Origin of the sequence: Cedecea neteri, from assembly GCF_000758305.1 — a bacterium.
In the GTDB taxonomy this organism is placed as follows: Bacteria; Pseudomonadota; Gammaproteobacteria; order Enterobacterales; family Enterobacteriaceae; genus Cedecea; species Cedecea neteri_C.
Genome location: NZ_CP009458.1, coordinates 1,392,988 through 1,406,054, shown reverse-complemented (window position 1 = coordinate 1,406,054; position 13,067 = coordinate 1,392,988). Strand labels below are relative to the sequence as shown.

The window sequence follows — 13,067 nt, the reverse complement described above, 5'->3', positions numbered from 1 at the left end:
AGGGAATTCGGATTGAACCCGGCCCCCTCCCACAAGGGAGAGGGAATTCGGATTGAACCCGGCCCCCTCCCACAAGGGAGAGGGAATTCGGATAGAACCCGGCCCCCTCCCACAAGGGAGAGGGAGTTCGGATTGAGTCCTGCTCTCCTGCCGGAGTGAGAAAACTGGCCCTTTCTGTCCCCTCTCCCCCTTGGGGAGAGGGTTAGGGTGAGGGGAAATAACACGCTGTAGAGGAACACCCCATGGATGCAGTTAAAAAGAGCCGCTGGTGGCAAAGCGAGGGACTGAAATGGTCAGTCATCGGGGCATTGGGCCTGCTGGTTGGCTATCTTGTGGTTTTAATGTACGCCCAGGGGGAGTACCTGTTCGCCATCATGACGCTGATTTTAAGCTCACTTGGCCTCTATATTTTTGCTAACCGCAAGGCCTACGCCTGGCGCTACGTCTATCCCGGCATGGCAGGTATGGGGCTGTTTGTCCTCTTCCCGCTGATCTGTACCATCGCTATCGCCTTTACCAACTACAGCAGCACCAACCAACTGACATTTGAACGCGCGCAGCAGGTGCTGATGGACCGCCAGTACCAGGCGGGCAAAACCTTCAACTTTAGCCTTTATCCAAACGGCAATGAATGGACGTTAGCGCTCACCGACGGGGAAAGCGGGAAAAATTATATCTCGGACAAATTTACCTTTGGCGGCGCGCAAAAAATTCAGCTGAAAGAGGCTGATACGCTGCCGGAAGGCGAGCGCGGCAACCTGCGCGTCATCACCCAAAACCGCCAGGCTCTGAGCCAGATAACCGCCGTGCTGCCGGATGAAAGCAAGGTGGTGATGAGCTCCCTGCGCCAGTTCTCTGGCACTCGCCCGCTCTACACGCTGGCGGAAAACGGCGAGCTGACCAATAACCAGACCAATGTAAAATACGCCCCGAACGACCATATCGGTTATTACGAGTCGGTAAACGCCGACGGCAGCTGGGCTGGAGAACAGCTAAGCCCGGGCTATACCGTCACCATCGGCTGGAAAAATTTCCTGCGCGTTTTCCACGATGACGGGATCCAAAAGCCCTTCCTGGCTATTTTCGTCTGGACGGTGATTTTCTCCGTGCTGACGGTGATTCTTACCGTCGCGGTGGGGATGGTGCTGGCCTGCGTGGTGCAGTGGGAATCGTTGAAGGGTAAAGCGGTGTATCGCCTGCTGCTGATCCTGCCCTATGCCGTGCCTTCGTTTATTTCCATTTTGATTTTCAAAGGCTTATTCAACCAAAGCTTCGGCGAAATCAATATGATGCTGAGCGCACTGTTCGGCATTAAGCCCGCCTGGTTCAGCGACCCAACCACCGCTCGCTCGATGATCATCATCGTCAATACCTGGCTGGGCTATCCCTACATGATGATCCTGTGCATGGGGCTGCTGAAAGCCATTCCTGACGACCTTTACGAAGCATCAGCGATGGACGGAGCGGGTCCGTTCCAGAACTTCTTTAAAATCACGCTGCCGCTGCTGATTAAGCCGCTCACGCCGCTAATGATTGCCAGCTTCGCCTTTAACTTTAACAACTTCGTTCTGATTCAGTTGCTGACCAACGGCGGCCCGGACAGGCTCGGGACGACCACGCCAGCGGGTTATACCGACCTGCTGGTGAGCTACACCTATCGCATCGCCTTTGAAGGCGGCGGCGGCCAGGACTTCGGTCTGGCGGCGGCTATCGCAACGCTTATCTTCCTGCTGGTGGGCGCCCTTGCGATTGTGAACCTGAAAGCCACCCGCATGAAGTTCGATTAAGGAGACGACGATGGCCATGGTACAACCCAAATCTCAAAAGCTGCGTCTGTTCCTCACGCACTTTCTGCTGCTGCTGTTTATCGCGGCAATCATGTTCCCGCTGCTGATGGTCATCGCCATCTCGCTGCGTCCGGGTAACTTTGCCACCGGGAGCCTGATCCCGGACCAGGTTTCCTGGGAACACTGGAAGCTGGCGCTGGGCTTTAGCGTTGAGCACGCGGATGGTCGCGTCACGCCACCGCCGTTCCCGGTGCTGCTCTGGCTGTGGAACTCGATAAAAATTGCCGGGATCACGGCGATAGGTATCGTCGCCCTTTCCACCACCTGCGCCTACGCTTTTGCCCGTATGCGTTTCCCCGGCAAAGCCACTCTGCTGAAAGGGATGCTGATTTTCCAGATGTTCCCGGCGGTGCTTTCCCTGGTGGCGCTATATGCCTTGTTTGATCGCCTGGGCCAGTACATTCCGTTTATCGGCCTGAACACCCACGGCGGGGTGATCTTTGCTTATTTAGGCGGGATTGCGCTGCACGTCTGGACGATTAAGGGCTACTTCGAAACGATTGATGGCTCGCTGGAAGAGGCCGCTGCGCTGGATGGCGCGACGCCGTGGCAGGCATTCCGTCTGGTGCTGCTGCCGCTGTCGGTGCCCATTCTGGCGGTGGTCTTTATTCTGTCGTTTATTGCCGCGATTACCGAGGTGCCTGTGGCTTCGCTGTTGCTGCGCGACGTGGACAGCTACACGCTGGCCGTGGGGATGCAGCAATACCTTAACCCGCAGAACTACCTGTGGGGTGATTTTGCCGCGGCGGCGGTGCTCTCCGCGATACCGATTACCGTTGTGTTCCTGCTGGCCCAGCGCTGGCTGGTGAGCGGCCTGACCGCTGGCGGGGTGAAAGGTTAACGTTTATCCCTGAAAGTCATTTGCTTCATCTTTATGCCATACCACTGCAACCCTCACTTTGACCTTAGCACTTTATTCAGGCGGCCCCAGGGCCGCCCTTTTTTATTCCCGCTTCAGGCGTTGGCTATTACACAGCCAAAGCGTAATCACCAGCACCAGAATCGCTGCCGAGTAGATCAGCACGTCCAGCGGCGATTTATGATCGATGATAATCAGGCGCACAATCGCGGTGATACCGATGTACACGAAGTAGCGCAGCGGGAAGTGATAGCCCGACTGAAAGTACTTCACAATCAGCGCGATAAATTCGAAATAGAGGAAATAGACCACCAGCCCTTCGATAAACAGGTACGAGCTGGCGTCATCCCCCGGCGTGAACAGCACGGTGGCGAGATGAACGGTCTCTTTGCCCAGGAAGATAATCAGGATCACCCCCAGGGCTAATAAACCCAGATTGAGCACCGTCTGCATGACGGTAGAAATCCAGGCAAAACGCGGTGTCGCAGGCATAACGGCCCCTCATTATTATTGTGGTCTTGAGAGGCTGTTATACGTCCAGAATGTGATCTTGATCTAGTTTATTTACTTACTTTCACTAACGGAAATTTTCGCTGCGGTCGCTGGTCACCCCGTACAGGTCAAACTTACGGCCCAGCATCTGCCCGCCGTCACGCGTCAGCGGTGTCCAGGTTACCTGTGCCCGGCTGCGGGTCGGGTAAGCCGAGAAGATATCCAGCGGCACATTGATGTAGAAACCTTTGGTGAAGTCCCCTTCGCCGTACTCTTTCTTCGACACATTGGTGATGGTGGCGTAGGTGCCTACCACGATCCCGCTGTCAAAGTGTTTGGAGATCTCCAGCGTGCCGCCTTTATCCTGCGCCAGATACTGGCCGATGCTGAGCTTAACCAGCACATCCTGAGCAAACGGTGGCGTCCAGTAGCCGGTGATATGCCCGGTCTTCGCGCTGTAGTCGGTAAATTTCATCATGTCCTGCGAACTGCGCCAGTCACGCTGTTTGACGTAGTTGCCGTTGACGCCGATCGCCCAGTTGCTGTCCACCGGGCGGTAAAGCAGCTCCGCCCCCGCGCCGCCATACATGGTTTCCAGGTAGCCCGCGTAAACCTGGCCGTAGATCCCATGCCCGAAGTACTGGAAGTAGTTAGCCTGCAGGTTGTTGATGTAAATATCGTTTTCTACATATTCGCGAACGTGGGTACGCACGCGCGGCAGCGTGGAATCCGTTGGCGGGTTGGTGTAGTTAAATTTGTCGTAGTTATTGGCGACGTTAGCAAACAGGCTGCCGCTGGTTAACAGGTGGTCCGTCAGCCAGTAATCCACGTTCCCCATCACCCCGACCTGGTACATGTAGAAGCTTTCCGGGCCACCGATGGACTGGTTAAGAATCGGATCGAGCGAGTAGTTGAAGCGCGACTTCTCGATGTAATATCCCTGCTCGGTGCTTTCTGGCACCACGGGCTCAACGCGTTTTTGTACCAGCGTCGTTTCTTGCCCCAGCGGTTCACCCTCGAGATGTCGACGCAAGCTGGCGACGTCCGTTTCCGTGGTGACCTGCGGCATATTAATCCGGCTTTCGGTAATGCGGATGGTGCGAATATTATCCGGCAGATCATTCATCACGATGCGGTTGGCACGTTCAATACCTTCGCGGGAATTTCGGTATTTCACCTGCTCGCCCGTGACGTAAAGCGTGTCACCTTTGACCTGAATATTCGGGTTGATCAGTCCAGCATTGTATTTCAGGTCGGTCAGCTGGTTAGCCACCACGTTGTGCTGCAGAATTTCGTCCTGAGGATGTGGCTGATACTCTGGGCGACGGGAATCGTTGTACCCCGGCTTGAGGTCGTTGAAGTTGGTGCGGAGCGTCACGCCAAACATAAAGGTGTTGCCGCGCTCGTAGCTCATGTTCACGTCGGCCCAGTCGGTCACCCGGTAGATAGCGCCGACGTTAACGCTGCTGCGCTGGTCTATTTTCCCTGCAAACTCATGGCTGTAGTTGTTGCCTTCATACTCAACTTTTAGCCTGAGTGGCTGCCACGGCGTCTGGTATTCCACGCCGCCAAACAGCGATGTCGGGCCGTGGAACATGCCGCTAAAGTTGAAGGAGCCCGCCATTTGGTAACTGTTATCCCGGTGGCAGTACTTGTCGCTGTATTCGCAGAGCGGGTTTTTGATGTTGCCGCTGGTACCTAAATATCCCCAGCCCATGCCGAGACTGAAATCGAACGGCCCCCAGGCTTTGCTCGCCACCACATATTCACCGTCAAACAGCCCGGTGCCGCCCAGATCACGAATACCGGCGGAGACCTGAGGCAGCCAGTAACCCTCTTCCCACAGACGGAATTTCACGTCAAACGCTTTGTCTTTATAGGTCTGGTCACCCGAGAAAGCCTTCACGCTACTGTAGTGACGTGTGCGCACGTCGGTATAGCGCAGCGTGGCCTCCATCCAGGGGAAAAGCTGCATGGAGGCGGAGTAAAAGCGGTACTGATCGTTGTCGCGGTAGTTGAGATTAAATTCGCCCTCAGGCGCCATACGTGCCGTCGGCGTTTGCAGCAAACCCGCGCCGCCAAAATCCGCCTGAGAAGGGCCAACGGGTGCCGGATACGTTTCGGCGCGGCAGGCGGATGTCACCGCCAGCGCAATCAGACTATACAGGTAACGTTTTTTCATTAATCCGGTATCCGATGGGTCAGGGTATTAAGAATCTGCTGGTTCAGCTCATCAAAGGTGGAGCTGAAAAGGTGGTCGGAGAAACCCACAAAGATGACGCTGCCTGGCGACGGTTCTCTATGGCGCTTATTCCAGTACGCGACCGGCGCTTTTTCGATTTTGCCGTCCGGGTAAATCACCCAGGCATAGCTCCTTTCAGCCCCGCTCAACAGGCTGACGTCGTCCAGATAGTCATCCACGCTGCGCCCGGGGGTAAAAGGCTTCACGCCAGGCGAGCTGACTAATCCCACCAGGGTGATGGTTGTGGGCTGCGGCCCGGTCCACAGGCTGTACTCCCCCTGAAGCGGTACGTTTGCCTGTGGGCGAAGGCGAACCCAATCGGGGTCCAGATTGACAAACTGCCGCCCGGTTACGTGCATGGCGCTGAGCTGCTGACGCAGCCCGTTGATGGCAGCCCCATCGTCTCCACCTTCGTCTGCGGCCACTTCAGCCAGGCGCGCCAGAAGCTGCTGGTGTTTTTGCTCTTCTGCAGCGCTTGCCTGCCGGGTGCTAATCACCGCCGCCGGCCACCAGGTGCGGCTTAATGCAGGGTTAGTCACTAAGTCCGCCAGCCGTGCGGCATCGGTAATCACCCGCGGCTGCGTTTGCGGTTGGGCATAAACCGTCACGGTACTTTCTGCATGGGAAAAGGCACTGGCGAAAAGCAGAGTCATCAACGTAAAGGGGAGTTTTTTCATTGTTTTGCCGCCTTCACTAGAAGCGTGGTAATAGGCCAGTAGCCAGGGCCAAGATACTGTTTTGATTTGCGGATTTGGCCTTCATCGTCGATCCAATAGCGGTTCGTCCAGCTTTTCCCGAGCGCAGTCACCTCTTCTTCCAGCACGCGCACTTTGGTCACGCTACTGCCGAGTTTCACCGTGTCGGTACCGTCAAATTCAAAGGTGGACGTTGCGGTGGCGTAGCGAACCTGCTGGTGTTCAGTCCAGGCCATCTGCCGGGTCCAGCTCGCGCCATCCTGAATCTGTTTCACGTTCGCCAGCGGGTCGCTGGCCAGATTGGTGACTTCCGTGAGGTTGTCCCGTAGCCCGGAGGTTTTCACAATGCGGCCGTTTTGCGTGACGATGACCGACCGGTCCTGCGTCACCCACTTCTGCTGGCCGTCTTCGTTATAAGCGAGTACCACAAACAGCTGCGGGCCGTTGTTGATGCTCATGTATTGGCTCGCGTAGCGCATCTCGGCAATTTCATCGTCGGTAAGCTGTACGCCTCCGCCTCCGGCAATACTGTTCCAAAGCGAGGTGCCAAGCCCTCTGGTGGTCGCTGAGCACGCCTGGAGTAACAGACAGACAAAGAGTATTGCGAGTCGCTGCACGGTGATTCCCCGGTTTAAAATAACCACACCGAAGTGTGGTTATGGTTAAAAACACCCAAACGTTAACGGGTGGTGGTGCTGGTCGTCGTGGTTGTGGTGGTCCCGGTGTTAGAACCGTCGCCGCCACCGGTGGCGGCTAATGCCACACCGACCGCTGACCCAACAGTGCTGGCGCTGGTTGCAGCAGAACTGCCTGCAGACACAGACGTCGCCTGCGCGCCGGCCGCATCACCCACAGCTACAGGGTCAGCATTCGCCGCGCCGGCGGCTGCCAGCGTAAATATGGCTAAAGCGCCATAAAGGGTTTTTCTCATTACAATTTCCCTTCATTGAATGAATGGAGATTTACCTGAAAAGGTTTCAGGCGCGATCGAGTATACACAACACAATGTGATGAATTAGCCCGCAGGAAATAAGGAGTGAATTTTAAGAAAAAGAGTAAAAATCAAAGCTGAAGTTATATTTAAATAAACTTAAACCAAATAAAAACAATCAATTATAAAGAATATTGAGAGAACTTGATTCAATATAATCTTAAATTAAAGATCTGACAAAGCGGCGGAAAAACCACTTTTCGGATTAACCTCAGGGTGACAATATCGAGAATTATGACGGCAAGGGGATAACTCTTATAAAAAATATGCCAGCACAAGGCTGGCATATTTAAATCATGCGGTTTAATTAATCACGCCATGCTTTATAGCGGTTAATCAGGCCGTTGGTAGAGCTGTCGTGGCTGGCGATTTGTTTGTCGTCGCCCAGCTCTGGCAGGATGCGGTTAGCCAGCTGTTTGCCCAACTCCACGCCCCACTGGTCGAAGGTGAAGATGTTCAGGATCGCGCCCTGGGTGAAGATTTTGTGCTCGTAGAGTGCAATCAGCGCACCCAGGCTGAACGGAGTGATTTCGCGCAGCAGGATGGAGTTGGTTGGGCGGTTGCCTTCGAACACTTTGAACGGCACAACGTGGTCCAGCGTGGCCGGATCTTTACCCTGGTCACGGTATTCCTGCTCAACCACTTCACGGGATTTCCCGAACGCCAGCGCTTCGGTCTGTGCGAAGAAGTTAGACAGCAGTTTTGGATGGTGATCGGACAGTGGGTTATGGCTGATGGCCGGCGCGATGAAATCGCACGGCACCATTTTGGTCCCCTGGTGAATCAGCTGGTAGAACGCGTGCTGCCCGTTGGTGCCCGGCTCGCCCCAGATAATTGGGCCAGTCTGGTAGTCCACGGCATTGCCGTTGCGGTCAACATACTTACCGTTGGACTCCATGTTGCCCTGCTGGAAGTAGGCCGCAAAGCGATGCATGTACTGGTCGTATGGCAGAATCGCTTCAGTTTCAGCGCCGAAGAAATTGTTGTACCAGATGCCGATCAGCGCCAGCAGTACCGGCAGGTTTTGCTCGGCAGGGGTGGTGGAGAAGTGTTTGTCCATCGCATGCGCGCCGGACAGCAACTCAACAAAGTTGTCGAAGCCCACGGACAGAATGATGGACAGGCCAATGGCTGACCACAGAGAGTAGCGGCCGCCAACCCAGTCCCAGAATTCGAACATGTTTGCAGTGTCGATACCAAACTCACCAACGGCTTTACCGTTAGTGGACAGCGCAGCGAAGTGTTTCGCGACGTGTTTTTCATCGCCAGCGGCGCGCAGGAACCAGTCACGCGCGCTGTGGGCGTTGGTCATCGTTTCCTGAGTGGTGAAGGTTTTAGACGCCACCAGGAACAGCGTGGTTTCCGGGTTAACGTTCTTCAGCACTTCGGCAATGTGGGTACCGTCAACGTTAGACACAAAGTGCATGTTGAGGTGGTTTTTGTATGGACGCAGCGCTTCGGTAACCATGAATGGGCCGAGGTCAGAGCCGCCGATACCGATGTTAACCACGTCGGTGATGGCTTTGCCGGTGTAGCCTTTCCAGCTGCCGCTGATGATGCTTTCAGAGAAGGCTTTCATCTTCTCAAGCACCGCGTTCACTTCCGGCATCACGTCTTTGCCATCGACCACGATAGGCGTGTTGCTGCGGTTACGCAGCGCAACGTGCAGCACGGCGCGGTCTTCGGTGCGGTTGATTTTCTCGCCGGCGAACATGGATTTGATCGCGCTCTGCAGATCGGTCTCTTTCGCCAGAGCCTGCAGTTTTTCGAGGGTTTCGGTAGTGATGCGGTTTTTGGAGAAGTCCACCAGCATCAGGTCATCGAAGGTCGCGGAGAACTTGCTGAAGCGGTCGTTATCTTTCGCGAACAGGTCGGAAAGCGTAACGTCTTTCATCTCATCGTAGTGTTTTTGGAGTGCCTGCCAGGCAGAGGTCTGCTTCGGGTTGATGTTTTTCATAGCAATACTCTTCTGATTTGAGAATTGTGACTTCGGTCGATTGTAGCGCCTGCAGGCAAAAATTGTGATTGATTTTATGCCATTAAGAGAGGGTTTCCCGTAACCCCCTAAAAAGCGGCAAAAATACCCTCTTATAAGTTAAATTCCTGATTACCGATTTAACATGAAAAATCCGCATAACCCCGCAGTTGACATGCCTTCGCCGAAGCTTTATTTATTAGGCGCTACCTGCGCGTGCGCAGGCCAGAAGAGGCGCGTTGCCCAGAAAATCGTATCCGAGGAACCAGTAACAAGGACGATACGTGAGGGGGAGCAACGCCGAGATGATGAAGCGGCTGGTCACGCTTATTGTCGGCTGCAGGGGCTGAATCCTCTGGGTTGTCACCAGAAACGTTCGCAGTCGAGCGTTTCATATCCGGTCCAAAAGGCCGGATAGCCAAGGTGGAGCACTTCTGGGTGATATCGTAGTTCTCCTGCTCTGCGCCCACCCGTTTACCGCTCTTCCCTTGTGCCAAGGCTGAATACTTTTTTGCCAGTTGAATGGCCCCTGACACGAGGTAGTTATGTCTCAAACCGTAGTCGCCAAATTTGGTGGGACCAGCGTCGCCGATTTCGACGCGATGAACCGCAGCGCCGATGTGGTGCTGGCCGATAGCCACGTCCGCGTGGTTGTGCTTTCCGCCTCCGCTGGCGTGACTAATCTGCTGGTTGCTCTGGCTGAAGGCCTCGAAGCAACCGAGCGCTTCGTCAAGCTCGATGCCATCCGCAAAATTCAGTACAACATCGTTGAGCGTCTGGCGAACCCGGACGTTATCCGCGAAGAGATCGATCGCCTGCTTGAAAATATCACGACCCTTGCAGAAGCAGCCTCTCTGGCGACCTCCACCGCGCTGACCGATGAGCTGGTCAGCCACGGCGAACTAATGTCCACCCTACTGTTCGTGGAAATCCTGCGTGAACGCCAGGTGGAAGCGCAGTGGTTCGATATTCGTAAAGTCATGCGCACCAACGACCGCTTTGGCCGTGCCGAACCGGATATCGCCGCGCTGGCGGAACTGGCAAGCCAGCAGATGCTGCCGCGCCTCGCGGAATCTCTGGTGATCACTCAGGGCTTTATCGGTAGCGAAGAAAAAGGCAGGACGACTACGCTTGGCCGCGGCGGCAGCGACTATACCGCTGCACTGCTCGGCGAAGCGCTGAATGCCGCGCGCGTGGATATCTGGACCGACGTGCCGGGCATCTACACCACCGATCCGCGCATGGTGCCTGCGGCAAAACGCATTGACCGCATCGCCTTTGAAGAAGCCGCTGAAATGGCGACCTTTGGCGCGAAAGTCCTGCACCCGGCGACGCTGTTGCCTGCCGTGCGCTGCGACATTCCGGTGTTCGTTGGCTCCAGCAAAGATCCTGCGGCTGGCGGAACTTTGGTCTGCAAAAAAACGGAAAACCCACCGCTCTTCCGCGCCCTTGCGGTCCGTCGCAAGCAAACGCTGCTGACGCTGCACAGCCTGCACATGCTTCATTCCCGCGGTTTCCTGGCGGAAGTGTTCAGCATTCTGGCTCGCCATAATATTTCCGTGGACTTGATAACCACCTCCGAAGTGAGCGTGGCGCTGACCATGGACACCACCGGCTCTACCTCCACCGGCGACAGCCTGCTGACCACAGCACTGCTCACCGAGCTTTCATCTCTGTGTCGTGTGGAAGTCGAAGAGAACCTGGCGCTGGTGGCTATCATCGGCAATAAGCTGTCCCAGGCCTGTGGCGTAGGCAAAGAAGTGTTCGGCGTGCTAGATCCGTTCAACATCCGCATGATTTGCTACGGCGCATCCAGCTACAACCTGTGCTTCCTGGTGCCTGGCGACGATGCAGAGCAGGTGGTACAGAAGCTGCACCGCAACCTGTTTGAATAACTAACAGAGAAGAAAAGGCCCGGTAACATCGCATGTACCGGGCCTTTTTTATGCACTCAAAACGGTTTTCATCAACAGCCTGTCAAGTTCTTTGCTATCGCCCTCCCGGCTGTCCGGTAGCGTGGGCGGGGTTTCACCTCGAGCCAGCTCAGACACAATAAACTCATGCAATAGCGGCCGACGTGATCCGAACTTCGCCTCACCGACACGCTGTTTGATCTCCAGCAGTTCGTCCACTTCCTGGCGTAGAGAAGCATCAAGGTTGCTTCCGGCCAACAGTTCAGCAAAACGCATCGGCGGGACGCCTTTTCCTTCTTCTACCCAACGCACTGCAAGCAGCGGGCGTAGCACGTAGAAGTACTTTTTCAGCCGCACTTCATCGCCCTGTAGGTAGCCGCGAAAGTTTTTACGCGCCATGGAGTAATAGTGCCAGCGAGCCCGCAGGGGTGAAAACCAGCCTGGAACCTGCGCTTTTAGTCCGGCGATAACAGCCTCATCCTGCTGATAGACTATCGGCGAGTCCAGCCACTCAATCAGCGTAGGGTTCGCGCCTTTCAGCAGACCTAGCGTTTTGCGCCATTCCCAACCACAAACATCCAGTTCGTCATCTATTGGTAATTCAATCACATCCCTGCCCGCCTCAACCCGCAGATACCATTCAGGGGCATGAACGTATAAAAACCGCACGTCATAATCGCTGTCTGGGGAAGCAAAACCCCAGGCCCGGCTGCCGGATTCGCAGGCATAGAGCACCCGTACGCCAAAGCGCCGTTCTACTTCTTCTAACTGATGCCGCACCCGCTCGCGCATTGCGGCATCGACTCCGTTGTAAGTCATTTTTTTATCCTTTTACACAGACAACCTGCCGGAGCGTATGAACAATTTCCACCAGCGAAGACTGCGCCGCCATGACGGCATCAATGTCTTTATAAGCCATCGGGATTTCATCAATCACTTCGCTGTCTTTACGGCACTCAACATGGGCGGTGGCGCGTATCTGATCCTCAACGGTAAAGCGATTTTTAGCCGCCGTTCGGCTCATGGCGCGCCCGGCACCGTGGCTACAAGAGCAAAAACTCTGCGCATTACCCAGCCCGCGCACAATAAAGCTTTTTGCCCCCATAGAACCGGGAATAATGCCCATCTGGCCTTTCTGCGCCGAAACCGCCCCCTTACGGGTGACCAGCACTTCCTCACCGAAATGTGTTTCCTGCTGCACATAATTATGGTGGCAATTCACCGCTTCCTGCTGCGTCATAAAGGGTTTGCTCACAATACGCGACAGCGCGGTCAGCACGCGAGACATCATGACTTCACGATTATGGCGGGCAAAATCCTGCGCCCACTCCACCGCTTCGATGTAATCATCGTAGTGCTGGCTTCCCGCCCGAAAGTAAGCCAGGTTTTTGTCCGGCAGATTGGCCATGTGCTGCTGCATATCCTTCTGCGCCAGGGCGATAAAAAGATTGCCAATGGCATTTCCCACACCGCGCGATCCGCTGTGCAGCATCACCCACACTCGCTGCTGCTCATCCAGACAAATTTCAATAAAGTGGTTACCGGTGCCCAGCGTTCCCAGATGCTGATGGTTATTGGTTTTCAGCAGCTTTGGGTATTTGTCCGTCAGACGCTTGAATCGCGGTGCCAGCTGCGACCAATGTCCATTTACCTCTTCAGGCGGTGTGCTCCACGCGCCTTTATCACGGCGAGAGCGCGTGTTGGTTCGGCCATGAGGCACCGCCTGTTCTATTGCACTGCGCAATCCGCGGAGGTTATCCGGCAGATCGCCCGCCGCCAGCGAGGTACGCACGGCAATCATTCCACAACCAATATCGACCCCAACCGCCGCCGGTATAATCGCGCCTTTGGTGGGAATTACGCTGCCGATAGTTGATCCTTTGCCGAGATGCACATCCGGCATAACCGCCAGATGTTTAAAAATAAACGGCATCTTCGCTGTGTTCAGCAATTGCTCGCGGGCTTCCGGTTCAACCGATACGCCATGAGTCCACATTTTTATCGGCGCGCTGTTTTCCGCCGCCAACAGTTGAAATTCGTTATGCTGCATTTT

At 55.2% G+C, this 13,067-nt stretch carries 11 protein-coding genes and 1 riboswitch; of the genes, 3 read left to right on the top strand and 8 right to left on the bottom strand.

From position 1 onward, the window contains the following. The first annotated feature begins 242 nt into the window (after positions 1 to 242). Positions 243 to 1,787, top strand: coding sequence for a maltose ABC transporter permease MalF (gene malF, locus LH23_RS06555; RefSeq protein WP_039289313.1), 1,545 nt, complete (start codon positions 243 to 245; stop codon positions 1,785 to 1,787). 10 nt (positions 1,788 to 1,797) lie between these two features. After that, positions 1,798 to 2,688, top strand: a complete 891-nt coding sequence (gene malG, locus LH23_RS06550) for a maltose ABC transporter permease MalG (RefSeq protein WP_039289311.1) — start codon at positions 1,798 to 1,800, stop codon at positions 2,686 to 2,688. A gap of 102 nt (positions 2,689 to 2,790) precedes the next feature. Here the strand turns inward: malG and psiE are convergent, their stop codons facing one another. The 6 genes from psiE to pgi all read right to left on the bottom strand — a co-directional run bounded on the left by psiE (position 2,791) and on the right by pgi (position 9,083). Next, positions 2,791 to 3,198, bottom strand: coding sequence for a phosphate-starvation-inducible protein PsiE (gene psiE / locus LH23_RS06545; protein WP_039289309.1), 408 nt, complete (start codon positions 3,196 to 3,198; stop codon positions 2,791 to 2,793). A gap of 85 nt (positions 3,199 to 3,283) precedes the next feature. After that, complete coding sequence (locus LH23_RS06540) at positions 3,284 to 5,380, bottom strand: YjbH domain-containing protein (protein WP_039289308.1); 2,097 nt, start codon at positions 5,378 to 5,380, stop codon at positions 3,284 to 3,286. After that, positions 5,380 to 6,117, bottom strand: a complete 738-nt coding sequence (locus LH23_RS06535) for a capsule biosynthesis GfcC family protein (RefSeq protein WP_039289306.1) — start codon at positions 6,115 to 6,117, stop codon at positions 5,380 to 5,382. Before LH23_RS06535 ends, LH23_RS06540 begins: the two co-directional genes overlap by 1 nt. Then, positions 6,114 to 6,752, bottom strand: a complete 639-nt coding sequence (locus tag LH23_RS06530) for a YjbF family lipoprotein (protein ID WP_039289304.1) — start codon at positions 6,750 to 6,752, stop codon at positions 6,114 to 6,116. The genes LH23_RS06535 and LH23_RS06530 overlap by 4 nt, the downstream gene beginning before the upstream one ends. A 62-nt stretch (positions 6,753 to 6,814) precedes the next feature. Next, on the bottom strand, positions 6,815 to 7,066 hold the full coding sequence (gene yjbE / locus LH23_RS06525) for an exopolysaccharide production protein YjbE (RefSeq protein ID WP_008455862.1): 252 nt from the start codon (positions 7,064 to 7,066) through the stop codon (positions 6,815 to 6,817). Positions 7,067 to 7,433: 367 nt separating this feature from the next. Then, entirely contained in the window at positions 7,434 to 9,083 is a 1,650-nt protein-coding gene (gene pgi / locus LH23_RS06520) for a glucose-6-phosphate isomerase (RefSeq protein WP_039289302.1), read from the bottom strand. Between the two features lie 239 nt (positions 9,084 to 9,322). Beyond that, positions 9,323 to 9,543, top strand: a riboswitch (Lysine riboswitch). A 103-nt stretch (positions 9,544 to 9,646) separates the two neighbouring features. On the opposite strand from pgi, the gene lysC reads away from it, so the two are divergent. Next, complete coding sequence (gene lysC / locus LH23_RS06515) at positions 9,647 to 10,996, top strand: lysine-sensitive aspartokinase 3 (RefSeq protein ID WP_008455866.1); 1,350 nt, start codon at positions 9,647 to 9,649, stop codon at positions 10,994 to 10,996. A 48-nt stretch (positions 10,997 to 11,044) separates the two neighbouring features. Here the strand turns inward: lysC and LH23_RS06510 are convergent, their stop codons facing one another. Next, the gene (locus tag LH23_RS06510; protein WP_039289300.1) at positions 11,045 to 11,833 is read right to left on the bottom strand and encodes a nucleotidyltransferase domain-containing protein; all 789 of its coding nucleotides are present in this window, start codon (positions 11,831 to 11,833) and stop codon (positions 11,045 to 11,047) included. Positions 11,834 to 11,837: 4 nt separating this feature from the next. After that, positions 11,838 to 13,064, bottom strand: a complete 1,227-nt coding sequence (locus LH23_RS06505; RefSeq protein ID WP_039289298.1) for an RtcB family protein — start codon at positions 13,062 to 13,064, stop codon at positions 11,838 to 11,840. Between the last annotated feature and the right edge of the window lie 3 nt (positions 13,065 to 13,067).

Excerpts from the sequence above, each read along its gene's own strand:
- LH23_RS06510 (WP_039289300.1), bottom strand. The coding sequence starts at position 11,833 with ATGACTTACAACGGAGTCGATGCCGCAATGCGCGAGCGGGTGCGGCAT.
- malF (WP_039289313.1), top strand. The coding sequence starts at position 243 with ATGGATGCAGTTAAAAAGAGCCGCTGGTGGCAAAGCGAGGGACTGAAA.
- psiE (WP_039289309.1), bottom strand. The coding sequence starts at position 3,198 with ATGCCTGCGACACCGCGTTTTGCCTGGATTTCTACCGTCATGCAGACG.
- lysC (WP_008455866.1), top strand. The coding sequence starts at position 9,647 with ATGTCTCAAACCGTAGTCGCCAAATTTGGTGGGACCAGCGTCGCCGAT.
- malG (WP_039289311.1), top strand. The coding sequence starts at position 1,798 with ATGGCCATGGTACAACCCAAATCTCAAAAGCTGCGTCTGTTCCTCACG.
- LH23_RS06535 (WP_039289306.1), bottom strand. The coding sequence starts at position 6,117 with ATGAAAAAACTCCCCTTTACGTTGATGACTCTGCTTTTCGCCAGTGCC.
- yjbE (WP_008455862.1), bottom strand. The coding sequence starts at position 7,066 with ATGAGAAAAACCCTTTATGGCGCTTTAGCCATATTTACGCTGGCAGCC.
- LH23_RS06540 (WP_039289308.1), bottom strand. The coding sequence starts at position 5,380 with ATGAAAAAACGTTACCTGTATAGTCTGATTGCGCTGGCGGTGACATCC.
- LH23_RS06505 (WP_039289298.1), bottom strand. The coding sequence starts at position 13,064 with ATGCAGCATAACGAATTTCAACTGTTGGCGGCGGAAAACAGCGCGCCG.
- pgi (WP_039289302.1), bottom strand. The coding sequence starts at position 9,083 with ATGAAAAACATCAACCCGAAGCAGACCTCTGCCTGGCAGGCACTCCAA.